Here is a 23,819-nt window from a genome sequence, read left to right on the forward strand (position 1 = left end):
CCGGGCGGTCACGCGCGTCGGCTGCCCGGCGGGTCCGCCGTGACGCTCCGGAACAGAACGTGCTGGCGGCGTTCCTGCGCCGGCAATTGCACCAAGGTGCAGAGCTGTCTGCACTCCGGGCCGGTGCGCAAGCCGTCACATCAGCCTAATCTGAGGGCAACTGAACGAGGTATGCCATGAGCGATCGCAGTACGCGCGTTGTGATCGTAGAAGACGACGCCAGCCTGCGCCGGGCGATGCAACGCCTGCTGCAGGTGTGCGGCCTGTCGACTGACGCCTATGAGAGCGCGGAGTGCTACGTAGACGCTGGCGTGGCAATCGATGACTACGATTGCTTCGTGCTTGATCTGCATCTACCCGGCATGTCGGGTGTCGAGATGATGGATCGCTGTGCGATTCCTGGCGCGAAGACTGTCTGCATCACCGCCTACGACGACGATGCGTCGCGGCTTGCCGCGCGCCAGCGCAGCGTCGCGGCTTTCCTGCCCAAACCTTTCCAGGGTGATGCCCTGCTTGTCTGTGTTTCCGACGTCATCGGTTATCGATTGTCGGGGGCCTCCGGTCATGAGAGATCCGGCGCCTGGTCGCCAGGCAGCACGACAGGGCAGGTGTGACACCGGTACGACCGGATTGCAGTTTCAACCAATGCGAGGACTGATGAAATGAACCAGCGAAATTTCCTGATGCGTGCAATGACGATTGCATCGATTGCGGCCGGCCTTGCGGTGCACTTGCCCGCTTCGGCGGCGGATGCGCCGCGCATCCTTGCGGCCGACGGTGTGGAAGGTGAAGCGCAGCTCGACGCGGTGGTGACGAACGTCGACAAGACCAATCGCGTGCTGACCCTGCGTGAACGCAACGGCGTCGTGCGCGATGTGCAGGTGGATCCTTCTGTCCAGGCGTTCGACAAGGTGAAGAAGGGTGACCAGATCGTCGTGAACTACAAGCTTGCTGTGGCGCTTGCCCTGCGCAAGGGTGGCAAGGGGCAGCGCGAGCTCGCGCAGTCCGAGGCTTCAGGTCCGCTGGCCAATTACGACACGGGCCGTCAGGTGACGCGCAAAACGACGATCACGGCCGCCGTCACGGCATACGACAAGGACAAGAAGATCGCCACGCTCAAGGGCCCCAAGGGCCGCGTGGTGGATGTAAAGGTGGAAGACCCGGCCATCGCCAGCGATCTCAAGAAGGGTGATCAGGTCATTGCGGTCGTCAGCGAGACACTCGCCGTCGCGCTGTGGCCGAAGGCTGAAGCCGATGCTGCTCGCAAGGCCGCAAGCAAGTAGCTGTGAAGTAATTGGAATCGATCAGAACTTATCCCCTCCCGAAGAGAGAAACGCCGGAAATGGACACCTACACGAAAATCGCTTTCGCACTATTGCTGGCAGGAGGTCTTACCACCAGCCACGCTGCCAGTGCCTATCCTTTCAAGGCAGGTTTCCCGACGCCACAGGCGGCGCAGCGCGCGCACGATGAACAGGACTACCAGCGTGCCGTGCAGGCCTATCGCTTCTTCTATCCGACCGTGTCGCTGGAGGCCACGTTCGATGGGATGCGTGCTGCCGGTGCTGTGGACAACAAGAGTGCGCTCATTCTCGCTGGCGGGCCGCGGCACGTGTTCTTTACCGGCAACTCCGATACACCCTATATGGGCAGTACCCTCAATCTGAAGGAGGGGCCCATGGTGGTCGAGATGCCTGCGGGGGCGTACCTCGGTGTGCTCAACGATCACAACTTCAACTGGATCAACGACATCGGCATACCCGGGCCGGATGCGGGCAAAGGCGGCAAGCACTTGATCCTGCCGCCGGACTACAAGCAGACACCGCCAGAGGGCTATATCGTGTCGCGCTCGAAGACCTGGTATGTGCTGGTCGGGGCGCGTGCATTGCCACCGAACGGTGACATCGTCGCAGGGCGGGAGGCGCAGCGGAATATCAGGATCTATCCGCTTTCACAGGCCGGAAATCCGCCAGCCTATGGCTTCGTCGATCGCACCAGCGACAAGGTCGATGTCACGCCGTTGAAGTGGGAGAACAATCTGCAGTACTGGGAGAAACTGAAGAAGGTCGTCGACGAGGAGACCTCCATCGACGAGTTCCGCCCCATGTACGGCATGCTGGCCATGTTGGGTATCGAACAGGGAAAACCTTTTCAGCCTGACGAGCGCATGAAGAAAATCCTCGTGCGCGCCGCACAGGATGGCCGCGCGCAGATGTTGATTGCCGGTTACGGGAGTGATCGACCAGACCGCTTCGTCTGGAAAGACCGCAAGTGGGAGTACGCCACGCTACGCTGGGAAAATGGCGATTTCGAGCTGCCCACCGGCATTGATCTCGAAGCGCGCGATCGCTGGTACTCGCAGGCCGTTGGCATGTCACCGAAGATGGTGTTGCGCACGGAGGGCGCAGGCTCGCTCTACTGGCTCGGCCTTCGCGACAAGAGCGGTGCGTACCTCGACGGCGGCAAGACTTACAAGTTGAGCGTGCCTCAGCCCGTACCGCAGAAGCTTTTCTGGTCCGTCACCGTCTATGACGCAGAAACGAGATCGATGATCCAGACGAGCCAGGACAAGGCCGCGCTCCGTTCGCTGGTCGAACTCAAGGATGTCCCCACCAGCGCGCCGACTGAACTCTATTTCGGCCCGAAGGCGCCGGCGGGTAAAGAGGGGCAGTGGATCAAGACCAATCCCGGCAAGGGCTGGTTCGCCTATTTCCGTCTGTACGGACCGACCGGCCCTGCCTTCGACGGCAGCTGGAAGCCCGCCGACTTTGAACTCGTGAAGTGAGGACGAGTTGATGTGCAGGATGTTGAGCGCAATCCTGCGCTGGCCGCATGAGCAGAGTCGCCGCAGGTGGGCGGAGTCCGCGTGCACTATTTGCTTCCGGCGTAAGTAACCACAAGGAGTCCGATTTCATGAATGCATCTTCTTTCCTCGCGCGTGCTGTGTCCGGGGGGGCCGTGCTCCTGACGTCGTGCCTTGTTGCTCATGCTCAGGAGACGTCTGCGCCCCTCGCGACTCCCGGGCCGCAATCCGCGCCCGCGGCCGAGCCGATGAAGAATTCTTCTCCGTTCCGCGACGACAAGGATGGCGCTTTCGACGTCTCGAAATGGTTGCTCGAGAAGAAGGGCTTCCTGCCAGTCCCGATGATCATCACCGAGCCCGCCGTGGGCTATGGCGCTGGCGTGGGCCTGATGTTCTTCAGCCAGTCCATTGCCGAGGCTGCAGCCAACGCGAAGGCGACCGGGCATGTGACGCCGCCGGACATCTACGGCGTCGTGCTGGCGGCGACGGAGAACGGCACCAAGTTCGGCGGGGGCGGTGCCATGCTGTCCTTCCTCGATGACCGCTGGCGCTATCGTGGTGGCGTCGCGCGCATGGATGTGCATCTGGATTTCTATGGTCTCGGCGACCGCTTCGGCGAGAACTTCAAGATGGGCTACAAGCTGGACGGCTGGATCTCGTCGCAGCAGGCGATGTACCGCCTCGGCAACAGCAACAACTTCCTCGCGGCGCGGTGGATGTATATCGACACCAAGAGCAGCTTCGACAGTGCGCGCCCGATCCTGGCGGACAAGGCGTTCGCCACCCGCAGTTCCGGTCTCGGCGTGTCTTTCGAGCATGACTCGCGCAACAACATCTTCACGCCGTCGACCGGCGTGCTGGGCGCCTTCGATACCTTGTTCTACTCGAAGGAAATCGGTAGTGACGAGAACTTCCAGAGTTATCGCGCACACATGTTTGCCTACACCCCGCTGGGCAGTTCCTTCGTACTGGCAGGAAGACTCGATGGTCGCGCGGCACGCGGTGATGTGCCGTTCTACCAGCTGCCTTACATCGACATGCGTGGCGTGCCTGCCATGCGTTATCAGGACGAGAACGTCGCCCTCGGCGAAGTCGAAGGACGCTGGAATGTCACCGACCGTTGGGGCTTGATCGGCTTCGTCGGTGTGGGGCATACCTGGGGCAAGACCAGCTTTGACGACACTTCCAGCAAGTGGTCCAAGGGCGTCGGCTTCCGCTACGAGCTGGCGCGCCTTCTCGGTCTGTGGATGGGCATGGACTACGCGTGGGGGCCGGACAAGGAACAGGCCTTCTACATCCAGGTCGGCAATGCATGGCGTTGAGCCTGGCCTCGCGCCAGCAAGGAGTTGATGATGATCCGCCCCGTGCTGTTGATGCTGATTGCATGCTTCGTCGGCGCTCTGGTGTTGTCGGCATGCGGGTCGATGGATGCGGCGACGCCTGACACCAGCGCGCAGCCCTTCGCGCGGCCAGGCTCTCCCCTCTGGCTCGAGTATCTGCACGCGGTCGGGCGTTGATGGCCGCGCGCGGCCCGGGGTGGCGTGCGACAAGGAATTGATGATCGACAGGGGCCGACAATGGCCGGCCATGCAGTCATGATGGCCTCGTCGTATTGCCGGGCTGCCGACGCCGCGGCCGGATCAAGGAGTGCGATCTGCCGCGGCAGCAACTCAGGAGAACGAAATGCCATGTATCGACAGGAGTGTGCGATTGCGCCTGATGCTGATTCCGGCGCTGTGTCTCGCGGCAGGTGGTGTGCAGGCCGATGTGCAGAAGGATCGCGCCGAGGTGCGCAAGATGTGCGACGAGGCGCTGGCGACGCTCTACAAATCAAAACCGCAGGAGAAGGCGAAGATTGCCAGGTCGCCCGGCTATGGCTGCTTCTCCAGCTTCGGCATCACCTTCCTCGTCGGTGGCGCCGGCGGCAAGGGGCTGGTGCATGACAACACGACCAGGACCGACACCTACATGAACATGGGGCAGATGTCGGCGGGCATCGAAGTCGGCATCAAGGACTACCGGGAAGTGCTGGTGTTCAAGGATCACGCCACGCTCAAGTCATTCGTCGACAGTGGCTGGGAGCTTACGGGCAGTGGCGGCGCCTCGGCCGACGCGAAGGACAAGGGCGGCACGGCCGAGAAGGGTGCCAGCGTGACGGCGAAGATCGAGATCTTCCCGATGACCAAGACCGGGCTCTCGGCGGGCGGCTCGGTAGGGGGCCGCAAGTACTGGAAGGATGAGGCGCTGAACGCAAAGTGAGCATCCGCGTCTGGCGTAGCGCCCGTTGAGGCCTGCGCCAGACATTTCCTGCCGTGCTCCTGCCGGCAGGGGCATTGCAATCAGTGCCCGATATGGTGCCTGGACGCACCGCACGCACTGATGCGGAGCGTCGCAATGGTGCTCCCTAGCCGTTACGACCTTTACCCACACCGCCAAAAATTGCGCGCAAATCGGGCGACTGATCCTGTTGCGGAGCGAAAACCAGGCTCTCTTCGAGATCGTCGAGATGGCGTTGCATGAGGGTCATGGCGGGCCGGGCCTTGTGCGCGCGCAGGTGCCGCAGCAGGGTTGCATGGTCGCCATGCCAGCACGACAGTCCGTTGGGATTCTCGTAGAGGCTCACCACCAGTGAGGTGCGCGCGACGAGCTGCTTCATCAGGTCGCAGAGGATGAAGTTGCCGGTGATCTCCGCCAACAGGATGTGGAACTCGCCCGAGTGCTTGATGGCCTCGCGCATGCGTCCGGCATGTCTGCATTCGTCCTCGCGCGCGATGTTCTGCTCCAGTCGCTTGAAGTCGGCGCCCGTCGCCCGTAGCGCGACAGCTTCGACAATTCCAGCCTCCACGATCTTGCGTGCCGACAGGATGGCGCGTGCTTCGCTGGCATCCGAGCTTGCGACGAAGGCGCCGCGATTCGGGATGAGTTTGACGAGGCCGACGAAGCTCAGCTTGAGCAGCACCTTCTCCATCTCGCGTCGTGACAACTTGAAGACTTCGCACAACGCCAGCTCGTTGAGGCGCGTGCCGGGCAGCATGCGCTGATCGACGAGCGCCTCGACAATCTGTGCATAGATTTCGTCCTGGCTGAACGAACTGCTTTCCCCATTGCTTGTACTGCTGCGTGGCATGTCCGGGCTCCCTGAATCGCTATCTTCAAATTGCGCACAATTTTTCTGGAGGATGTTGCGCAATTTATTAAGCAGGTTTCGTGCAATCCACAGACTGAATTGGCACAACGGTTGCTATGAAGGCCCTGTCACTTATCAACGCAGGGAGATGGGCATGAACGGCATGAATGGATTGAAGAGGACCAGCCTCAAGAAAGCGCTTGGTCTCATGGTGGGCGCGGCAGTGGGTTTCCTGTCGGCTCACGCAGCGCAGGCCGCGACGGCGGTCAAGGTCACGCTCAATGGTCCTTTCGATGGATCGAATGCAGCCTTCTTCCTGGCGCAGCAGAAGGGTTACTACACAGCGGAGGGTCTGACCGTCCAGTTCGATCCTTCTGGTGGCTCGGGTGAAGTGGCGACGCGCATCGGCAGTGGCGCCTACGATTTCGGCTTCGGCGACATCAATGTCCTGATGGAATTCAACGCGAAGAATCCGGCTGCTGCAGGCAAGGGCGTGTACATGCTCTACTACCGCTCACCCCTGTCCGTGGCGAGTTTCGCCAAGAGCAATATCAGCAAGCCATCCGATCTCGCCGGTCGCAAACTCGGCGGTGCATTGACCGATGGCGCCTACAAGCTCTTCCCGGCCTATTCAGACCTGACCGGCCTCAAGCCTGATGCCGTGAAGTGGGAATACGGCGACCTGCGCCTGCGCGAAGTCATGCTGCTCAAGGGCGATGTCGACGCCGTCGTCGGCTTCGACTCCACCATGTACTTCAGCTTCGTGCGGCAAGGCATCAAGCCCGAGGACATCAAGTTCCTCTACTACTCCGACGCCGGCATGGATATCTATGGCAATGGCATTGTCGTTTCGAAGAAGATGCTCGACGCCAACCCGGCCGTGGTGAAGGCCTTCGTAGCGGCAACCGCCAAGGGCTGGCGCGATGCCATCGCCAATCCGGCCGCCGCCATTGCTGCCCTCAAGACACAGTCGGCGTTGACCGATGAGAAGCTGGAGACGGACAAGCTCAACTGGCTGATCAAGAACCAGATCACCACGGCAGAATCGCGTGCGGACGGCATGGGCGGCATCCGCACTGCCCGCATGAGCAAGGCCATCGACACGCTGACCGGCGCCTTCGGTTTGCCGGCTAAGCCCAAGGTCGAGGACGTGTTCACCAGCGCCTTCCTGCCTGCGGCGGACATCCGCAAGCTGCCCTGACATGACGACACCTAAAGTCATCAGCAAGGGCTTGAGCGACCGGCAGCAGGAAGCCCTGCTGCCCTGGTTGTTCGTCGGCGCGATGCTCGTGCTGTGGGAGATTGCTTGCATCGGCTTCAAGCTGCCTTCCTTCGTGCTGCCCAGCCCGACCGCGGTGCTGGCCTCGATGCGGCAATGGGGCGGGCCGATCATGCAGAATGCGGGCTTCACCTTGCTGGCGACCCTGTGCGGTTTCGTCATCGCGGTCGTGCTGGGGGGCGCGCTGGGCGTGGCCATCGGCTCCTCGCGCTTCATCTATCGCGGCATGTACCCGGTGCTGATCGGCTTCAACAGCATCCCCAAGGTGGCTGTCGTGCCGCTGTTCGTCATCTGGTTCGGCGCAGGCATGGTGCCCGCCATCCTCACTGCCTTCCTCGTCTCCTTCTTTCCCATCGCGGTGAATGTGGCAGCGGGTCTGGCCAACGTGGAGCCCGAACTGCTCGACGTGCTGCGCGCACTTGGCGCCTCGCGCTGGGACATCCTGCGCAAGGTGGGCCTGCCACGCACGCTGCCGTATTTTTTCGCCTCGCTGAAGGTGTCGGTCACGCTGGCCTTCGTCGGCGCGATCATCGCCGAGACGGTGGCGGGGCGGAACGGCATCGGCTACCTGATGATGGCGGCCACTTCCAACTTCGATACCGCGCTGGTGTTTGCTGGCCTGACGATGATTTCCATCATGGGCATCATCATGTACGCGGTGTTTGCCTTCATCGAGAATCGCCTGACGCACTGGGCCCGACGCGAGGGAGGAATGATGTCATGAGCATCGACACGTCAGACTCATACGAATTCGACACCATCATCCGCGGCGGAACGGTGGCAACGGCCTCCGATGTCTTCCGCAGCGACGTAGGCATCCGCGATGGCCGTGTCGTCGCGCTGGGCGAAGGCCTGCGCGGAGCCAGGCGCGAAATCGACGCGACGGGCAAGTACGTGCTGCCCGGTGGTATCGACGCACATTGCCACCTGGACCAACCCAAGGCCGAAGGCCTCGCCGCTGCCGGTTCGGTGATGGCCGACGATTTTTTCTCGGGCTCGCGTTCGGCGATCTTCGGCGGCACCACGACCATCGTGCCCTTCGCGGTCCAGCATCGCGGCACATCGGTCGTCGCTGCGGTCGAGGATTACCACCGCCGCGCCGCCGGCAAGGCCTACTGCGATTATTCCTTTCACCTCATCGTCTCCGACCCGACCGAGCGCGTGCTCAAGGAAGAGCTGCCGCGCCTGCTGACCGAGGGCTACACCTCGGTGAAGGTGTACATGACTTATGAGGCGATGCGCATTTCCGACCGGCAGATTCTCGACGTGCTCGACGTCACGCGCCAGCACGGCGCGCTGGCGATGATCCATGCCGAGAATTTCGAGTGCATCAGCTGGCTCACCGAGAAGCTGGAGGCGGAGGGCAAGATCGCGCCGCGCTATCACGCCGACTCGCGTCCGCAGGCCGTGGAGCGCGAAGCCACGCACCGCGCGATTGCCTTGTCGGAAGTGGCCGAGGCGCGCCTGCTGATCGTGCATGTATCGGGTGGCGAAGCAATCAACGAGATCCGCCGTGGCCGCGAACGCGGCGTGCCGATCTTCGCCGAGACCTGCCCGCAGTATCTGTTCCTGTCGGAAGAGGATCTCGACCAGCCGGACTTCCACGGCGCCAAGTGCATCTGCAGCCCGCCGCCGCGCGACAAGGGCAATCAGGAGATCGTCTGGCGCGGTATCGAAGACGGGCTGTTCGACATCTTCTCGTCGGACCACGCGCCTTATCGCTTCGATGAAGACGGCAAACTGCGGCACGGGCGCAACGCGCCGTTCCGCAAAGTTGCGAATGGCATACCGGGCCTCGAGACGCGCGCGCCGCTGCTGTTCTCCGAAGGTTTCATGGCTGGCCGCATCGACCTGTGCCGCTTCGTGGCGCTCAATTCCGCCAATGCGGCCAAGCTCTACGGCCTGTACCCCCGCAAGGGCACGATTGCCATCGGCGCCGATGCCGACATCGCGATTTGGGATCCCGAGCAGCGCGTGACGATACGCAACGAGATGCTGCATCACAACGTGGATTTCACGCCGTACGAGGGGCGCACCCTGCAGGGCTGGCCGATGACGGTGATGGTGCGCGGCAGGATCGTGTGCGACTACACCGAGCGCGATGGCGTACTGCAGGGCCAGTTGCATGGCGAGGCGGGTTACGGTGAATTCCTCGCCCGAGGCAGCAGCGCACGCGACAAGAAAGCTGAAGGACAAACGCTGGAGGCAGCATGGATCTAGGCATTGCAGGCAAGCGCGCATTGGTGCTCGGCGGCAATCGCGGCATCGGTTTCGGCATTGCGCGTGCGCTGGTGCAGGAGGGTGTGAATGTGGCGATTGCGGCGCGCGACATGCAGCGGCTCGAGCAGGCTGCAGCCGAACTGCGTGCGGAAGGTGGTGGCGCGGTCGCGTGTTTCAGCGTCGACCTGCGTGACCCCGATGGCCTAGCTGCGTTCGCAGATCGCGTGGCGGAGAGCTTCGGTGCAATCGACATTCTCGTGAACAACACCGGCGGCCCCGAATACGGCGGCGCCAGCAATCGCGGCAGCGAAGCCTGGCGCGGCAGCTTCGAGGAAATGGTGATGTCGGTGATCGCCCTGACCGACGCCGTGTTGCCTGGCATGCGCTTGCGTGGCTGGGGACGGGTGCTGACCGTTGTGTCCTCGGGCGTGGTCCAGCCACTGCCCGTGCTGGGCATTTCGAACAGCTTGCGCGGCGCCTTGCTGGGCTGGTCGAAAACCTTGTCGAGCGAAGTGGCGGCTGAAGGCGTGACCGTGAACATCCTCGTGCCGGGCCGCATCGATACGGAGCGCGTACGCCTCACCGATGAGGCTGTTGCCGAGCGCGAAGGCATCACGGCTGATGAAGCGCAGCAGCGCTCGACCTCGGTGATTCCCCTCAAGCGTTATGGCAGCGTCGAGGAGTTCGGAGCGGTCGCGGCCTTCGTGGCGAGCGAGCGTGCCAGCTACATGACGGGCAGCATGGTGCGCTGTGATGGCGGCATCATTCGCAGCGTTTGAGGCTACTGATGAATGACATTGTGGCGAGGGTGGTATGCATGAAGGGCTCTGAAAGAGAGCCCGTCATCCCGGCGAAGGCCGGGATCCAGTACCGGACGTGCGATCTGGATCCCGGTTCGGGCAAAGCCAGGTTTATCCTGAGCTTGTCGAAGGGCCGGGATGACGATCCTCGTCTGGGGGGCCGCTGAGATGGAGACTCCCGCTCACGCCCTGCGCCAGCGCATCCGCGACAGGACGCATCGCGGCCTGACCACGGGTCACGCGCGTGGCTTCGTGCAGGCCAATCTGGTTGTCGTGCCGGCCTGCTATCGCGACGACCTGCTTGGCTTCTGCGAGGCCAATGCGGCGGCTTGTCCCGTGCTGGGTGTCAGCGAAGTGGGTGACCCCTCCTTGCCGGCGCTCGGCCATGACATCGACGTGCGCACGGACCTGCCGGGCTACCGCATCTATCGCCAGGGCTGTCTCAGCGATGTCTGCGACGACATCAGGGGGCACTGGGGTGACGATCTGGTGGCTGTCGCCATCGGCTGCTGGTTCTCGATGGAGGAGGCCTTGCTGGAAGCCGGCGTACGGCTGCGTCATGTCGAACTGGGCATACAGGGGCCGATGTTCCGCAGCAGTCTCGCCACGCGACCGCATGGCGCCTTGCACGGCCCCGTCGTGGTGTCGATGCGCCCTTTCCAGCGCCACGACGTGGCGCGCGTGCGCGAGGTGACAGGGCGTTTCCCGCGCGTGCATGGCGCGCCCATTCACGAGGGCGACGCGAGCGCACTGGGCATTGCTGAAATCTCGCTGCCGGACTTCGGTGAGCGCCTGCTGCCGCTCGAAAGCGAGGTCGGCCTGTTCTGGGGTTGTGGCCTCACGGCCACCTGCGCGCTGCAGAACCTTGGTATCGATTTCATGACCCACGCGCCCGGCAAGATGCTGGTCTGCGACGTGCTTAACCAGTCACTTAGCGAGCCACTGCAAACTTCCTGAAGGCCATCATGACCGAACCCGTTGCTACCGTGCTGCGCCCACGCCTGACCCACCAGGGCGCCCTGATCCTGCTGCAGGCCGCCATCCGCAAGGCCGACGAGATGCTGCTGCCGCAATGCATTGCCATCGTCGACGAAGGCGCCAATCTGCTCGCCTTCGTGCGCATGGATGGCGCGAAGCTCCTGTCCGAACAGCCGACGATGCGCAAGGCGATGACGGCGGCATCCGACCGCGTGCCGACCGGCGACAAGGACGCTGCACTGGGTGACAAGCTGGCCAGCGCGTCGGACGGCCGCATCGTCAATCTGAAGGGCGGTCTGCCGGTGATTGTCGATGGTCACGTCATCGGCGGCATCGGCGTCGGCTCAGGTACCGGCGAGCAGGACCGCATCATTGCCAATGCCGCGCTGGCGGCCTTCCCCGGCGCAACGACTTTCGACTATGTGTGACCTGATCAAGAGAGCCGCATCATGAGCTTTGTCCGTTTTGAATCCGTCAGCCTGGCCTACGCCGAGGGCGCCCCGCTGGCCATCGAGAATGTCGATCTTGATGTGCAGGAGGGCGAGTTCATCGCCGTGGTCGGGCCTTCGGGTTGCGGCAAGTCCACGCTGATGAAACTGGTCTCCGGCCTGCGTGCGCCGACTGAGGGCTACGTCTATGCGGGCGGGCGCCAGGTCGGTGGGCCGCTGAAGATCGTCGGCATGGCCTTCCAGGCTTCCAACCTCCTGCCCTGGCGCACGACGCTGGAGAACGTGATGCTGCCGCTGGAAATTGTCGAGCCGCATCGCCAGGACCTGCGCGCACGACGTGCGGAGTACGAGGCCGAGGCACGTGCGCTGATCGCCCGCGTCGGTTTGAAAGGCTTCGAGGACAAGTACCCGTGGGAGCTTTCCGGCGGCATGCAGCAGCGCGCATCGATCTGCCGCGCGCTGATCCACAAGCCGCGATTGTTGATGCTGGATGAGCCCTTTGGCGCGCTCGATGCCTTCACGCGCGAAGAGCTCTGGTGCATGTTGCGCGACCTGTGGCAGGAGCAGCCGTTCACTGTCATCCTTGTCACCCACGACTTGCGCGAAGCAGTGTTCCTCGCCGATACCGTCTATGTGATGAGCAAGCGGCCGGGTCGCATCCTCACGCGTCGGCAGATCGACCTGCCGCGCCCGCGCGAACTCGACGTGACTTATACCGATGCGTTCTCGTCGCACGTGCACGTGTTGCGCGAGCACATCGGGCGCCTGCGCGAAACGCCCGCACCGGCGCTGGTGACGCCAGGCTGACCTGTCGTCCGACAAAGGCTATGCTGACTCCATTCATCTCGGGAGCGCAGCATGAAAGCCGTTGGATACTCACAGTCATTGCCCGTCGACAACGCCGAAGCACTGCTCGACATCACCCTGCCGGATCCCGTCGCGACGGGGCGTGACCTGCTGGTGGCAGTCAGCGCCATCGCGGTCAATCCGGTCGATACCAAGGTGCGCAAGAGCACGGCACCGGCTGCTGGCGAATACAAGGTCCTTGGTTGGGATGCTGTGGGGATCGTGCAGGCCGTAGGCCCCGAGGTGAGCCTTTTTAAACCGGGTGACCGCGTCTGGTACGCCGGCTCGATCACGCGCCCCGGCGCCAATAGCCAGTTGCATCTCGTCGATGAGCGCATCGTCGGGCATGCGCCGAAGACGCTGGACGACGCCCAGGCAGCGGCGCTGCCGCTGACGGGCCTGACGGCGTGGGAGATGCTGTTCGACCGCCTCGAGGTAAAGCCAGGGCAGTCGTCGGGGAGTGACGAGCCAGACGCCGTCCTCATCATCGGCGCGAGTGGTGGCGTGGGCTCCATCATGGTCCAGCTCGCCTGCAAGCTGACCGGGCTCACTGTGATCGGCACCGCTTCGCGACCCGAGACGCAGGCCTGGGTTCAAGCGCTGGGTGCGCATCATGTCGTCGACCACAGCAAGCCGCTCAGCGAAGAACTCAAACGCATCGGCATTCCACAGGTGCGCTACGTGGTGAGCCTGACGCAGACCGATGCGCACTACGCGCAGATCGTCGAGTGTCTGCTGCCGCAAGGCCGCTTCGGGCTCATCGACGACCCGGCATCGCTTGATGCGACGAAGCTCAAGCGCAAAGCCATTTCGCTGCACTGGGAGTTGATGTTCACGCGCACCATCTTCCAGACGCCGGACATGATCGCGCAGCACCGCATCCTCGAAGAGCTTGCAAGCCTGGTCGACAGCGGCGAGGTCCGCACTACGCTGGGCGAACACTTCGGCACGATCAACGCGGCCAACCTGCGGCGCGCGCACGCGTTGCTCGAATCCGGCAAGGCGCGCGGCAAGATCGTGATGGAGGGTTGGTAGGTATCTGTAGGTCGGAACCGGCAAGAGCGGCGCAGCGCCCCCCGAACATGCACGCGCCCACACCTCACCGTGGCATCTTTTGAAGTGAGGATGTCGGAAGGCGCTTTGCTTTTCCGACCTGCGGGGTGGCCTGGGAGCGTGACTGAAGCCTCCCTGCGTTATATGAATGTACTTACTACCCCTATGTCTGCTTGAGACCCTGAAGACCGCCGCCTAGTGTGAAGAATGTCGGCACCGTCCGACGTTCGGGGGAGGGCTGGCTCATGGGGCAATTGCGACGCCTGGCAGGCATGGCGATGGTCGTGGGCGTGCTTGCCTGCGCGGTGGCCAGTACCGCGTTGCGGGCGGCCCCGGTCTTCGACCTGCAACCCAACCCGCACTGGAAGGCCGAGCTGCGCGTGACCTCGGCCGAGCTGCTCGTGCAGCGCGAGGCGGAGGCTCGCAAGGCCAACGCCTATGGTTGCGAACAGTACTGCGCACTGCTTGCCGACATCTTCGAGCGTGTCGTGCGGGTCGCGACCTACCAGGTGCCGGGCGGCGCCGACCATGACTGGCAACTGATCGTCACCCGCATGCCCGGCGAGGAAGCCTGGTCGCTGCCTGACGGGCACGTCTTCATCTCGGAGGATTTCATTCGGCGTAACAAGCTGGATGCGGAGCAGATCGCCTTCGTCATCGCGCACGAGGTCTCCCATGTCGTGCTCGCCCACGAGGCGGACACGGTCGACATCGTGCGTCGCCTCGTGCCCTTTGGCGTCAGTGCGTCGGTGAGTGATGTGTACGCGACGCTGGATTTCGATATGGGCCTGCTGCTGCGCCTGGCACCGATGATGTCCGACATGGAGCTCGAAGCCGACCGGACTGGCCTCATGTTCGCCGCGCTGGCGGGCTACGACCCGGACCGTGCCAGCGGCTTCCTGCGCAAGCTCGCTGCCGGCGAACAACATCAGGCCGTCGTCGCGACCCATCCCGAAGATCCGCGGCGCCTGGCCGAGGCACAACAATTCCTGCCCATCGCACGTCGTCTGTACGCACTGCACGACACGCTGGGTTTGCGCGCCGGTAGCACCCGCTAGTCTGCCCGCGGCCTTCGGGTCTGCGCATGACAGATATTCATCTTGCGCAACCAATGCGTGCCTGCTGCCTGCCACAATAGAAGCATCCCGTGGCAGCACCACGCTCAGGAGTCAGCGCATGAACAGGATCACGCACTTCATTGCCGGACAACGCGACGCAGGCAGCAGCAGCCGCAGCGCGCCGGTGTTCAATCCCGCCAGCGGCGAGCAGACGGCCGAAGTCGTGCTCGCCAACGTGGCCGACGTGGCGCGCGTCGTCGCCGTGGCAAAAGCCGCGCAGCCCGCCTGGGGCGACGCCTCGCCACTGCGCCGCGCGCGCGTCATGTTCAAGTTCAAGGAGCTGCTGGAGAAGCATCAGCAGGAACTGGCTGCCCTCATCAGCAGCGAGCACGGCAAGGTGCAGGGCGATGCCTTCGGTGAAGTCACGCGCGGCCTCGAAGTCGTCGAGTTTGCCTGTGGCATTCCGCACCTGCTCAAGGGCGAGTTCTCGCCGCAGGTCGGCACGGGTGTAGATAGCTACAGCCTGCGCCAGCCGCTCGGTGTCGTTGCCGGCATCACGCCTTTCAACTTCCCGGCCATGGTGCCGCTGTGGATGCTGCCGGTGGCACTCGCCTGTGGCAACGCCTTCATCCTCAAGCCCTCCGAACGCGACCCGTCGGCCAGCCTGATGCTCGCCGACCTGCTCAAGGAAGCGGGTTTGCCCGACGGTGTCTTCAACGTCGTGCATGGCGATCAGGAAGCAGTGAATGCGCTGCTCGTGCATGACGACGTCAACGCCATCAGCTTCGTCGGCTCCACACCCATCGCGCGCCACATCTATTCGACCGGCACGGCACACGGCAAGCGCGTGCAGGCCCTTGGCGGTGCCAAGAATCACCTCGTCGTGATGCCCGACGCCGATCTCGATCAGGCTGTCGACGCCCTCATGGGAGCCGCCTACGGCTCGGCAGGCGAGCGCTGCATGGCGATCTCCGTCGCGGTGGCGGTCGGTGATGTGGCTGACGCGCTGGTCGACAAGCTGGCCACGCGCGCGAAAGCCTTGCGGGTCGGCGCCGGCACGGATGACAAGGCCGAGATGGGCCCGCTGGTCACCCGTACGCACCTCGACAAGGTGCGTGGTTACGTCGATGCAGGCGTGGCCGATGGCGCCACGCTGGTGGTCGATGGTCGCGCATTGAAAGTGCCGGGTCATGAAGCCGGCTTCTTCCTCGGCGCTTGTCTGTTCGACAAGGTGACGCCCGAGATGAGCCTGTGGCGCGAAGAGATCTTCGGCCCGGTTCTCGCCGTCGTACGCGTGCCGGATTTCGATGCGGCGGTGAAACTCATCGATGCACATGCCTATGGCAATGGCGTTGCGCTGTTCACGCGTGACGGCGACTGCGCACGCGAGTTCGTGCAGCGTGTCGAGATCGGCATGGTCGGTATCAACGTGCCGATTCCCGTGCCGATGGCTTTCCACAGCTTCGGCGGCTGGAAGCAATCCATGTTCGGCGATCACGCCATGCACGGCATGGAGGGCGTGCGCTTCTACACGCGCCTCAAGACCGTCACGAGCCGCTGGCCGACCGGTATTCGCGCCGGTGCCGAGTTCGTCATGCCGACGTTGAAATAACAAGCGTGCTGGACGTTGTCGCCTGGGTCTGCGTGCGTGACCGCAGGATGCTCGCGGTACGTGCGCGTGGACGCGAGGTCTGGTACATGCCGGGCGGCAAGCGCGAGGCGGGCGAGAGCGAAGCGCAGGCGCTGCTGCGCGAAGTTGGCGAAGAACTGGGCGTGACGCTCAGGCCGGACAGCCTGTTTCCATGTTGTGTTGTTCATGATGACGCGTATGGACTGGCGTTGCCGATGCGTATGGCATGCTTCTTCGCGGATGGTGTGGGTGAGCCGGCGCCGCAGGCGGAAATCGATGCACTCGGCTGGCTTACTTCGGATGATGCCGATCAGTGCGCGACAGCGCCGGGTGAGGGCGCGCGCGCACTATCCACGTCAGCGTCTTCTCAGCGAGGCTTTGCCGAGTTGGGCAGCCCGAAGATGTGATCGAAACACCAGTTGAACACCAGCCCATACACCACGAAAAACACCACGAGACCGAACTCGAGTGTCAGGGCTGGCCACAGCCCCAGATCCAGCCACCACATCACGAGTGGCAGCAGCAGGACAACCAGGCCAGCCTCAAAGCCGATGGAGTGAATGATGCGCCGCTTCAGGCTGCGACCGCGTTTCGTCTGGCGTGCCTCCCATTTCTCGAACAGCACGTTGTAGGCCATGTTCCACGACATGGCGACCAGCGAGGTGGCGATCGCCAATGAGCCGGAGCGGCCGACACCGTGCTGCGTCGTCGCCATGAAAGCGAGCGTGACGCTGATGACGGCGAAGAGTTCGAACAGGACGGCGTGTACGACCTTGCGTTGCTTGCCTTGCATGGACAGGATGACATCAGGTGGGTTGCGCGCCGGTTACCCGGCAACGTGGCGTGCGGCATCGTCTCACATTCTGGCTGCGCCACCCTGTGTCGGTGTGCAAGACGCTTATAAGTCGCGGATCATGTGCACGTCCGCTTGCTGCCATTCCATGGCGGAAAAGGCTGGACGAATTGATATGCCGGAAAGAAAGGGCGTCGCATGAAACCACGCATCACCGTTCTCACATTGGGCGTCGCCGATCTGGAGCGCGCCGTTGCCTTCTATCGCGACGGCCTCGGCCTGCAGACCGAAGGCATCATCGGCAAGGAGTTCGAACATGGCGCGGTCGCCTTCTTCGACCTGCAGGCCGGAATCAAGCTCGCGCTATGGCCGCGCGCCAGCCTCTCGCATGACTCGGGCTTGCCGGTGAGCGCGCCCTGCGGGACTGAGCTGTCGATCGGGCATAACGTCTCGTCGAAGGCTGAAGTCGATGCTGTCATGGGCGAAGCAACTAAGGCGGGCGCGAAGATCGTCAAGCCTGCACAGGACACTTTCTGGGGCGGCTATGCAGGCTACTTCCAGGACCCGGATGGGCATCTGTGGGAGGTGGTGTGGAATCCTGCGTGGGCTGCGCCGGACTAGATCCGCAGCGCCCATCCAAAGAGGCTTGTCATCCCGGCGAAGGCCGGGATCCAGATCGGACATCTGGTACTGGATCCCGGCCTTGGCTGGGATGACGATGATTTTTCAGAGATCGGGCAGGCTCTAGAGTTGCATCATTTCGGCACATCGATCGATGCGTTCGGCCCGCAACGGGTGCATCAAATCCTGGTTTCCCCATAAAACGAGGTCATTTCCCCATGGCACAGATCTGGCTTTGAGCTAATGTAAAAGCTGACCATTCGGTCAGGTTTCGGAGGCTCTGAATGTCGGATCACATCATGCTGACTTCCCACCCACGCGGCGGGAAGATGTCTCAAGTGGCTCACGTGCATTGGGGGGCGGCAACCGCGCTGGAACGCGGGCCCGTTGTGGCCAGCCTGACGCAAGCTGCGCAACGCAATGCCATCGGGACCCACTCGGGCGCCTACTCGGTGTATCGCGCGCTGGCCGTGGCGGCCGGGCATCTCGGTCGCGATCACAAGCCGGACTACACGAACACCGCGCCGGTGGTGAACATCGGGCCGCATCCGCAGTGGGCTGACCCTTCGAAGATTATCTCGCTCGATCCGTGGGGGCATCGCGTCGGTGAGGCCTTTGCCGAACAGATTGCGGCGGGGCTGGATGTACGGCCGTCGATTGCGATCACCAAGGCGCACATCAATATGCCGGAGCTGAAGGATGCGATCCTCGCCGGCCGCCTGAAGCCGGACGGCGACATCCTGGCCGCGAATGGCGATGTGCGCGTGACCAAGGCGGCCATCGAGCCCGTCTGGTATCTGCCGGGCCTCGCCGAGCGCTTCGGTGTCAAGGAGAGCTCTCTGCGTCGTGCGTTGTTCGAGCAGACGGCCGGCATGTTCCCCGAACTCGTGACGCGCTCCGACCTGAAAGTGTTCCTGCCGCCCATCGGCGGTATGACTTTGTACTTCTTCGGCGATGTCGAGAAACTCGGTAAGCCGGAGACGAAAGTTGCTTGCCGTCTGCACGACGAATGCAATGGCTCGGACGTGTTCGGTTCGGACATCTGTACGTGTCGCCCGTATCTCGCGCACGGCATCGAGGTGTGCATTGAGATGGCGCAACAGGGTGGCGTGGGCCTGGTGGTATACAACCGTAAGGAAGGCCGCGCGCTGGGCGAAGTCACAAAGTTCCTCGTGTATAACGCGCGCAAACGCCAGGTCGGTGGCGATCGCGCCGAGACCTATTTCGCGCGCACCGAATGCGTGGCCGGCGTGCAGGACATGCGCTTCCAGGAGCTGATGCCCGACGTGTTCCACTGGCTCGGCATCACGCGTATCGATCGCTGGGCGTCGATGAGCGACATGAAGCATGGTGCGCTCGTCGCGCAGGGCATCGAAGTCGTGCAGCGCGTGCCGATCCCCGATGAATTGATTCCCGCTGATGCACGTGTCGAGATGGATGCGAAGAAAGCTGCTGGCTATTTCTCCGAGAGCGTGCCCGAAGCGGCCGAGCTGCTGCTGCCGAAAGGTCGGGGGCTCGACGAATGAAGGCTGAAAATCTGACGGGCTGGCATACGCCGGTTGCGCCCGAGCACCCGGCCAGCGACCTGCTGACCACCGATGCCGTGCGCGTGCGTTGCGCGGCGGTTGCGCGCTGGGTGCGCGACGGCGCCTCGAAGCACTTCACCTGGCATGCCGAGCGCCTGACGGATGTGGCTGCTTTCGTTGCGGAGACCATCCGTCTGCGCTATCCCGATCTGAATGTGCCATACCACAGTCGCAATAGGCACTTCGAGGCGGGTGGTGTGGATCGCTGGCAGATACTTGCCGAAAGCAACGGGCTGAACAGCGATCCGGCTGAGCGGGCACGTGTGGCCATCGATCTCGTAATCCCGAGCGTGCTGCTGGATGCGGGCGCGGGACCCGTGTGGAAATTCATCGACGAGCCGACCGGGCAGACGCATGCGCGCTCTGAAGGTCTCGGCGTCGCCAGCCTGCGCATGTTCGAGGCCGGCACTTTCTCCGCGGTGAAGGGCCAGCCGCTGCGCACCGATGCGACAGCGCTGCGCGAGATCACGCCGCTGCGTCTGGCAACGGCTTTCCAGGCGGGCCCGGGCAACGAGCTTGTCGGCCTGGAGGGGCGCGCTGCACTCATGCGCCGGTTAGGCGAGGTGGTGGCGGCGACACCAGCCGTGTTCGGCAAGATCAATGGCGATAGCAGTGAGCGCCGCATCGGCAATCTCTATGACTACCTGTTGGCGCATTCACAGGGCGGCAAGATCGGCGCGGCCTTCGTTGTCGAGACCTTGCTGCGTGCCCTCGGGCCAGTATGGCCCGGCCGTGCGGAGCTGCACGGTGTGTCGCTTGGTGACTGCTGGCGTCACCCCGCACTGGCCGACGGCTGGGTGCCGTTCCACAAGCTCACACAGTGGCTGACCTACTCGTTGCTCGAACCGCTGGAGCAGAGTGGCCTGCAGATCGAAGGGCTGGACGCATTGACCGGTTTGCCGGAGTACCGCAACGGCGGCCTTTTGCTCGACCTCGGTCTGCTGGTGCCGCGCGACCCTGAGTTCAGCACGCGCAGCTGGAAGGTCGACGATGAGGCCATCGTCGAGTGGCGCGCCGTAACCGTGATTGCGCTGGACCGCATTGCCGATCTGGTGCGCACACAGTTCGGCCTGACCACTGCGCAATTTCCGCTGGCGCGTGTGCTTGAAGGCGGCACCTGGGCGGCGGGGCGACGGATTGCGGCGGAGAAGCGCGCGGGTGGCGGGCCACCTTTGAATCTGGTGAGTGACGGGACGGTGTTTTGAATGCACGCCGGAGTGACGCCGGGGTTTCTCGTGTAGGAGCGGGCCATGCCCGCGACCACGTAGGTCTCGTTGTAGCTCTGGCCTCGATTCAGTGCGTGGTGTCGCGGGCATGGCCCGCTCCTACAACTGAGTCTATTGCTCAGCAATCTGAGTCGCAGTCTGTATATCTGATTTAACGAAGGAGAGCTCCATGCCTGCCACTGATTTTCCCAACGTCACCGTCATCGACCACCCGTTGCTGCAACACAAGCTCTCCTACATCCGCAGTGCGGACACGACGACTGACAATTTCCGCCGGTTGGTGCGCGAAGTCGCGTCGATGATCGCGTACGAAATTACCCGTGACCTGCCGACCGAGAAAATCTCGATCACGACGCCGATCACTACATTCGATTCACCTGTCATCAGCGGCAAGAAACTGTGCCTCGTGTCCATCCTGCGCGCCGGCAACGGCATGCTCGATGGCATGATCGACTTGCTGCCGGGCGCGCGCGTCGGCCACATCGGCCTGTATCGCGATCCGGAAACGCTGGAGGCGATCGAGTATTACTTCAAGCTGCCGGACGACATCCAGGACCGCCTCGTGATCGTCGTTGATCCGATGCTTGCCACAGGCCACTCGGCGATTGCCGCGTTGAATCGCCTGAAGGAGAGCGGCGTGAACAGCCTCAAGCTCGCCTGCCTGATCGCGGCGCCGGAAGGCGTCAAGGCGATGCAGGAGGCGCACCCGGATGTGCCGATCTGGGCCGGTTCGGTGGATTCGCACCTGAACGATCACGGCTACATCGTGCCCGGGCTGGGCGATGCGGGCGACCGGATCTTCGGGACGAAGTGATGCCGGCGCGCCCGCGCGCGATCTCGGGCTCCGCTGCCCGGGCACTCGTGCGCAAACCTCTTGCTGCTGACGTGTCGGCCGGTTTGCCTGCGGCAGGCCAGGCCGTGCCCGATGCGAAGGCAGGGCGCATCCGTCAGGCGCAGGAGAGCACGATCCTGCAGGCAGCGGAGAAGGTTTTTGCGCGCGCCGGTTTCGCAGGCGCCAGCATGAGCGAACTGGCCCTCGCGGCGGGCTTGCCGAAATCCACATTGCATTATTACTTCGGCACCAAGGAAGCGTTGCACCGTGCGGTGCTCGCCAATATCCTCGAGCTGTGGCTGGTGGGCATGGATGCCATCGCGCCCGATGCCGAGCCGCGCGATGCGCTGTGCCGGTACATCCGCCACAAGATGGTGCTCACCGCCGAGCGGCCGGATGCCTCGCGTGTGTTTGCCAACGAGTTGTTGCACGGCGCGCCGCAGATTGGCGACATCCTGCGCAACGAGCTGCGCCCGCTGATGCGCCGCAAGGCGAAAGTGGTTGAGGGCTGGATAGAGGCCGGCCGCATGGCGCCGGTGGATCCAGTGCATCTGTTCTTCAGCCTGTGGGCGATGACCCAGACCTACGCCGATTTCGAACCGCAGATTTCTGCCGTGCTGGGCGCCGAGACGCTGGGGCCGCGTGCCATGTCGCGTGCTGCCACGCATGTCGAGAACTTCGTCCTGCGCGCATGTGGACTGGATGTTGCAAGCGAGCACAACTGATGCCGGTCAAACCCGTTTTCGCGGCATGCATCAGAGTGCATGCCGGTCCTTGCTGATTGCCTGTAACCGAGTTTTCGTTGCCTTACTGAAAGGAGTTCCGATGAGCCATCTATCCCGTCGCGGCTTGCTGTGTGCCGCGCTCGCTGTCAGTGCCATGTTGTTCGGCCCGGGCACCGCACTGGCCCAGACCAAGCTCAAGGTCGCTGCCATCTACACCGTGCCCGTCGAGCAGCAGTGGGTGTCACGCATCCACAAGGCGTTGAACGCTGCCAAGACGCGTGGAGAGATTGACTATGTGTTCTCCGAGAACGTGACCAATGCCGACTATGAACGCGTCATGCGTCAGTACGCCGAGCAAGGCAACCAGTTCATCGTCGGCGAGGCCTTCGCGGTCGAAGCGGCTGCACGCAAGGTGGCGAAGGATTATCCGAAGACATCCTTCCTGCTCGGCTCGTCCGGCAAACCACAGGCACCCAACTTCTCGGTGTTCGACAATTACATCCAGGAGCCGGCCTACCTCAGCGGCATGATCGCCGCTGGCGTGAGCAAGAGCGGCCACATCGGCATGGTGGGCGGCTACCCGATTCCGGAAGTGAATCGCCTGATGCACGCTTTCATGGAGGGCGCGAAAGAGATCAACCCCAAGGTGAAGTTCACGGTCAGCTTCATCGGTTCGTGGTTCGATCCGCCCAAGGCCAAGGAAGCGGCTTTCGCGATGATCGACAAGGGCGCTGACGTGCTCTACGCCGAACGCTTCGGTGTGTCGGATGCAGCGAAGGAGAAGGGCAAGCTGGCCATCGGCAACGTGATCGACACGCAGCCGCAATACCCCGACACGGTCGTGGCCTCCGCACTGTGGAACATGGAGCCGACCATCAATGCGGCGCTCGCCAAAGTGAAGGCCGGCAAGTTCACCCCGGAGGACTACGGCGTGTTCTCGACGATGAAGTACAAGGGCTCGGAGCTCGCGCCGCTGGGCACCTTCGAGAAGAAGATTCCTGCCGACATCGTTGCCAAGGTGAAAGCCAAGGAGAAGGCGATTGCCGATGGCAAGTTCGTGGTGAAGGTCGTCGAGACCGAGCCGAAGTCCAATTGACCAACCAAGCGTCCGTCATTCCCGCGAAAGCGGGAATCCAGCGGCTTTCGTTGGGTCGCCAACGCCACTGGGTTCCCGCGTTCGCGGGAACGACGGAGAGTTGTAGGATTGCCGCTTCGCGGCATCAGGTGCCGCATCACCCGAGCTGAATTTTCCGTGAGAGAGCTTTCGCCCTGTGTTTATCTCCTCGCCAGCCAACGCAACGGCACTTTGTACATCGGTGTCACATCGGATCTGGTGAAGAGGGTTTGGGAGCATCGCAACAAGGTGGTCAAAGGCTTTGCTTCGAGCCACGACGTTAAGTTACTCGTCTGGTACGAACAGCACGGCACGATGGAGTCAGCCATCACGCGCGAGAAGCAGCTGAAGAAATGGACTCGCGCATGGAAGATCGAGTTGATCGAAGCGAGCAATCCTTACTGGAACGATCTATGGGAAAGCCTTGCCGCGTAGCGTCCTCATTTGGACAAAAGCTGGAGTCCAGTTTCGTGGGCGACGCGAACGCCACTGGGTTCCCGCGTTCGCGGGAACGACGGCGTGTGTGGCGGTATGTTGGGCTGCCAGGCACTTTGGTCGCTTGCGTGACAGGTTCGCGACTTGGAAGTCGAACTGATCCAGACGTACGGCGTCTACCACAACGATCGAAAAGCACCACCAGCCGCCCAATCCCGTCATTCCCGCGAACGCGGGAATCCAG

At 63.0% G+C, this 23,819-nt stretch carries 26 protein-coding genes; 24 read left to right on the top strand and 2 right to left on the bottom strand.

Going from position 1 to position 23,819, the window contains the following annotated elements:
- Positions 1–176 precede the first annotated feature (176 nt).
- The 6 genes from VVD49_RS08115 (at position 177) to VVD49_RS08140 (ending at position 5,062) form a co-directional block, all read left to right on the top strand.
- Positions 177–614, top strand: coding sequence for a response regulator (locus tag VVD49_RS08115; protein WP_327598632.1), 438 nt, complete (start codon positions 177–179; stop codon positions 612–614).
- A 48-nt stretch (positions 615–662) separates the two neighbouring features.
- Positions 663–1,283: a hypothetical protein gene (locus VVD49_RS08120; RefSeq protein WP_327598633.1), complete on the top strand. Its 621-nt coding sequence runs from the start codon at positions 663–665 to the stop codon at positions 1,281–1,283.
- 59 nt (positions 1,284–1,342) lie between these two features.
- Positions 1,343–2,785, top strand: coding sequence for a DUF1254 domain-containing protein (locus tag VVD49_RS08125; RefSeq protein ID WP_327598634.1), 1,443 nt, complete (start codon positions 1,343–1,345; stop codon positions 2,783–2,785).
- Positions 2,786–3,051: 266 nt separating this feature from the next.
- Positions 3,052–4,125, top strand: a complete 1,074-nt coding sequence (locus tag VVD49_RS08130; RefSeq protein WP_327598635.1) for a BamA/TamA family outer membrane protein — start codon at positions 3,052–3,054, stop codon at positions 4,123–4,125.
- 27 nt (positions 4,126–4,152) lie between these two features.
- Entirely contained in the window at positions 4,153–4,320 is a 168-nt protein-coding gene (locus VVD49_RS08135; protein ID WP_327598636.1) for a hypothetical protein, read from the top strand.
- A 166-nt stretch (positions 4,321–4,486) separates the two neighbouring features.
- Positions 4,487–5,062, top strand: a complete 576-nt coding sequence (locus VVD49_RS08140; protein WP_327598637.1) for a lipid-binding SYLF domain-containing protein — start codon at positions 4,487–4,489, stop codon at positions 5,060–5,062.
- 145 nt (positions 5,063–5,207) lie between these two features.
- On the opposite strand, the gene VVD49_RS08145 is transcribed toward VVD49_RS08140, so the two are convergent.
- Positions 5,208–5,930: a GntR family transcriptional regulator gene (locus VVD49_RS08145; RefSeq protein ID WP_327598638.1), complete on the bottom strand. Its 723-nt coding sequence runs from the start codon at positions 5,928–5,930 to the stop codon at positions 5,208–5,210.
- 154 nt (positions 5,931–6,084) lie between these two features.
- On the opposite strand from VVD49_RS08145, the gene VVD49_RS08150 reads away from it, so the two are divergent.
- The 11 genes from VVD49_RS08150 to VVD49_RS08200 all read left to right on the top strand — a co-directional run bounded on the left by VVD49_RS08150 (position 6,085) and on the right by VVD49_RS08200 (position 16,650).
- Complete coding sequence (locus VVD49_RS08150) at positions 6,085–7,131, top strand: ABC transporter substrate-binding protein (RefSeq protein ID WP_327598639.1); 1,047 nt, start codon at positions 6,085–6,087, stop codon at positions 7,129–7,131.
- 1 nt (position 7,132) lies between these two features.
- Positions 7,133–7,933 (top strand): ABC transporter permease, encoded by an 801-nt coding sequence (locus tag VVD49_RS08155; RefSeq protein WP_327598640.1) that lies wholly within the window; start codon positions 7,133–7,135, stop codon positions 7,931–7,933.
- A complete protein-coding gene (hydA, locus tag VVD49_RS08160; RefSeq protein WP_327598641.1) occupies positions 7,930–9,429 on the top strand; it encodes a dihydropyrimidinase in 1,500 nt (499 codons plus the stop codon). Before VVD49_RS08155 ends, hydA begins: the two co-directional genes overlap by 4 nt.
- Positions 9,420–10,208 carry an SDR family oxidoreductase gene (locus VVD49_RS08165; RefSeq protein ID WP_327598642.1) on the top strand — a complete coding sequence of 263 codons (789 nt, stop codon included), beginning with the start codon at positions 9,420–9,422 and terminating at the stop codon, positions 10,206–10,208. The genes hydA and VVD49_RS08165 overlap by 10 nt, the downstream gene beginning before the upstream one ends.
- Positions 10,209–10,367: 159 nt before the next feature.
- On the top strand, positions 10,368–11,186 hold the full coding sequence (locus tag VVD49_RS08170; RefSeq protein WP_327598643.1) for a D-glutamate cyclase family protein: 819 nt from the start codon (positions 10,368–10,370) through the stop codon (positions 11,184–11,186).
- 8 nt (positions 11,187–11,194) lie between these two features.
- The gene (locus VVD49_RS08175) at positions 11,195–11,635 is read left to right on the top strand and encodes a GlcG/HbpS family heme-binding protein (RefSeq protein ID WP_327598644.1); all 441 of its coding nucleotides are present in this window, start codon (positions 11,195–11,197) and stop codon (positions 11,633–11,635) included.
- 21 nt (positions 11,636–11,656) lie between these two features.
- Positions 11,657–12,463 (top strand): ABC transporter ATP-binding protein, encoded by an 807-nt coding sequence (locus VVD49_RS08180; RefSeq protein ID WP_327598645.1) that lies wholly within the window; start codon positions 11,657–11,659, stop codon positions 12,461–12,463.
- Between the two features lie 51 nt (positions 12,464–12,514).
- Complete coding sequence (locus tag VVD49_RS08185) at positions 12,515–13,537, top strand: zinc-binding alcohol dehydrogenase family protein (protein ID WP_327598646.1); 1,023 nt, start codon at positions 12,515–12,517, stop codon at positions 13,535–13,537.
- A gap of 263 nt (positions 13,538–13,800) precedes the next feature.
- Positions 13,801–14,613, top strand: coding sequence for a M48 family metalloprotease (locus VVD49_RS08190; RefSeq protein ID WP_327598647.1), 813 nt, complete (start codon positions 13,801–13,803; stop codon positions 14,611–14,613).
- 118 nt (positions 14,614–14,731) lie between these two features.
- On the top strand, positions 14,732–16,225 hold the full coding sequence (locus VVD49_RS08195; protein WP_327598648.1) for a CoA-acylating methylmalonate-semialdehyde dehydrogenase: 1,494 nt from the start codon (positions 14,732–14,734) through the stop codon (positions 16,223–16,225).
- Between the two features lie 5 nt (positions 16,226–16,230).
- Complete coding sequence (locus VVD49_RS08200; RefSeq protein ID WP_327598649.1) at positions 16,231–16,650, top strand: NUDIX hydrolase; 420 nt, start codon at positions 16,231–16,233, stop codon at positions 16,648–16,650.
- Here VVD49_RS08200 and VVD49_RS08205 read toward each other — a convergent pair.
- Entirely contained in the window at positions 16,611–17,036 is a 426-nt protein-coding gene (locus VVD49_RS08205) for a PACE efflux transporter (protein ID WP_327598650.1), read from the bottom strand. The genes VVD49_RS08200 and VVD49_RS08205 overlap by 40 nt on opposite strands.
- 198 nt (positions 17,037–17,234) lie before the next feature.
- On the opposite strand from VVD49_RS08205, the gene VVD49_RS08210 reads away from it, so the two are divergent.
- The 7 genes from VVD49_RS08210 (at position 17,235) to VVD49_RS08240 (ending at position 23,575) form a co-directional block, all read left to right on the top strand.
- A complete protein-coding gene (locus VVD49_RS08210) occupies positions 17,235–17,657 on the top strand; it encodes a VOC family protein (RefSeq protein ID WP_327598651.1) in 423 nt (140 codons plus the stop codon).
- A gap of 284 nt (positions 17,658–17,941) precedes the next feature.
- A complete protein-coding gene (locus VVD49_RS08215; RefSeq protein ID WP_327598652.1) occupies positions 17,942–19,183 on the top strand; it encodes a GTP cyclohydrolase II in 1,242 nt (413 codons plus the stop codon).
- Positions 19,180–20,448: a URC4/urg3 family protein gene (locus VVD49_RS08220; protein ID WP_327598653.1), complete on the top strand. Its 1,269-nt coding sequence runs from the start codon at positions 19,180–19,182 to the stop codon at positions 20,446–20,448. Before VVD49_RS08215 ends, VVD49_RS08220 begins: the two co-directional genes overlap by 4 nt.
- 190 nt (positions 20,449–20,638) lie before the next feature.
- The gene (upp, locus tag VVD49_RS08225; RefSeq protein WP_327598654.1) at positions 20,639–21,283 is read left to right on the top strand and encodes a uracil phosphoribosyltransferase; all 645 of its coding nucleotides are present in this window, start codon (positions 20,639–20,641) and stop codon (positions 21,281–21,283) included.
- On the top strand, positions 21,283–22,026 hold the full coding sequence (locus VVD49_RS08230; protein ID WP_327598655.1) for a TetR/AcrR family transcriptional regulator: 744 nt from the start codon (positions 21,283–21,285) through the stop codon (positions 22,024–22,026). The genes upp and VVD49_RS08230 overlap by 1 nt, the downstream gene beginning before the upstream one ends.
- A 100-nt stretch (positions 22,027–22,126) precedes the next feature.
- Positions 22,127–23,122 carry a BMP family protein gene (locus VVD49_RS08235; RefSeq protein WP_327598656.1) on the top strand — a complete coding sequence of 332 codons (996 nt, stop codon included), beginning with the start codon at positions 22,127–22,129 and terminating at the stop codon, positions 23,120–23,122.
- Between the two features lie 156 nt (positions 23,123–23,278).
- Entirely contained in the window at positions 23,279–23,575 is a 297-nt protein-coding gene (locus tag VVD49_RS08240; RefSeq protein WP_327598657.1) for a GIY-YIG nuclease family protein, read from the top strand.
- Positions 23,576–23,819: the final 244 nt, after the last annotated feature.

This window comes from Uliginosibacterium silvisoli, assembly GCF_036017035.1.
Lineage (GTDB): Bacteria > Pseudomonadota > Gammaproteobacteria > Burkholderiales > Rhodocyclaceae > Viridibacterium > Viridibacterium silvisoli.

Coding starts and splice junctions, on each gene's coding strand:
- VVD49_RS08115 (WP_327598632.1), top strand. CDS start 177: ATGAGCGATCGCAGTACGCGCGTTGTGATCGTAGAAGACGACGCCAGC.
- VVD49_RS08120 (WP_327598633.1), top strand. CDS start 663: ATGAACCAGCGAAATTTCCTGATGCGTGCAATGACGATTGCATCGATT.
- VVD49_RS08125 (WP_327598634.1), top strand. CDS start 1,343: ATGGACACCTACACGAAAATCGCTTTCGCACTATTGCTGGCAGGAGGT.
- VVD49_RS08130 (WP_327598635.1), top strand. CDS start 3,052: ATGAAGAATTCTTCTCCGTTCCGCGACGACAAGGATGGCGCTTTCGAC.
- VVD49_RS08135 (WP_327598636.1), top strand. CDS start 4,153: ATGATGATCCGCCCCGTGCTGTTGATGCTGATTGCATGCTTCGTCGGC.
- VVD49_RS08140 (WP_327598637.1), top strand. CDS start 4,487: ATGCCATGTATCGACAGGAGTGTGCGATTGCGCCTGATGCTGATTCCG.
- VVD49_RS08145 (WP_327598638.1), bottom strand. CDS start 5,930: ATGCCACGCAGCAGTACAAGCAATGGGGAAAGCAGTTCGTTCAGCCAG.
- VVD49_RS08150 (WP_327598639.1), top strand. CDS start 6,085: ATGAACGGCATGAATGGATTGAAGAGGACCAGCCTCAAGAAAGCGCTT.
- VVD49_RS08155 (WP_327598640.1), top strand. CDS start 7,133: ATGACGACACCTAAAGTCATCAGCAAGGGCTTGAGCGACCGGCAGCAG.
- hydA (WP_327598641.1), top strand. CDS start 7,930: ATGAGCATCGACACGTCAGACTCATACGAATTCGACACCATCATCCGC.
- VVD49_RS08165 (WP_327598642.1), top strand. CDS start 9,420: ATGGATCTAGGCATTGCAGGCAAGCGCGCATTGGTGCTCGGCGGCAAT.
- VVD49_RS08170 (WP_327598643.1), top strand. CDS start 10,368: ATGACGATCCTCGTCTGGGGGGCCGCTGAGATGGAGACTCCCGCTCAC.
- VVD49_RS08175 (WP_327598644.1), top strand. CDS start 11,195: ATGACCGAACCCGTTGCTACCGTGCTGCGCCCACGCCTGACCCACCAG.
- VVD49_RS08180 (WP_327598645.1), top strand. CDS start 11,657: ATGAGCTTTGTCCGTTTTGAATCCGTCAGCCTGGCCTACGCCGAGGGC.
- VVD49_RS08185 (WP_327598646.1), top strand. CDS start 12,515: ATGAAAGCCGTTGGATACTCACAGTCATTGCCCGTCGACAACGCCGAA.
- VVD49_RS08190 (WP_327598647.1), top strand. CDS start 13,801: ATGGGGCAATTGCGACGCCTGGCAGGCATGGCGATGGTCGTGGGCGTG.
- VVD49_RS08195 (WP_327598648.1), top strand. CDS start 14,732: ATGAACAGGATCACGCACTTCATTGCCGGACAACGCGACGCAGGCAGC.
- VVD49_RS08205 (WP_327598650.1), bottom strand. CDS start 17,036: ATGCAAGGCAAGCAACGCAAGGTCGTACACGCCGTCCTGTTCGAACTC.
- VVD49_RS08210 (WP_327598651.1), top strand. CDS start 17,235: ATGAAACCACGCATCACCGTTCTCACATTGGGCGTCGCCGATCTGGAG.
- VVD49_RS08215 (WP_327598652.1), top strand. CDS start 17,942: ATGTCGGATCACATCATGCTGACTTCCCACCCACGCGGCGGGAAGATG.
- VVD49_RS08220 (WP_327598653.1), top strand. CDS start 19,180: ATGAAGGCTGAAAATCTGACGGGCTGGCATACGCCGGTTGCGCCCGAG.
- upp (WP_327598654.1), top strand. CDS start 20,639: ATGCCTGCCACTGATTTTCCCAACGTCACCGTCATCGACCACCCGTTG.
- VVD49_RS08230 (WP_327598655.1), top strand. CDS start 21,283: ATGCCGGCGCGCCCGCGCGCGATCTCGGGCTCCGCTGCCCGGGCACTC.
- VVD49_RS08235 (WP_327598656.1), top strand. CDS start 22,127: ATGAGCCATCTATCCCGTCGCGGCTTGCTGTGTGCCGCGCTCGCTGTC.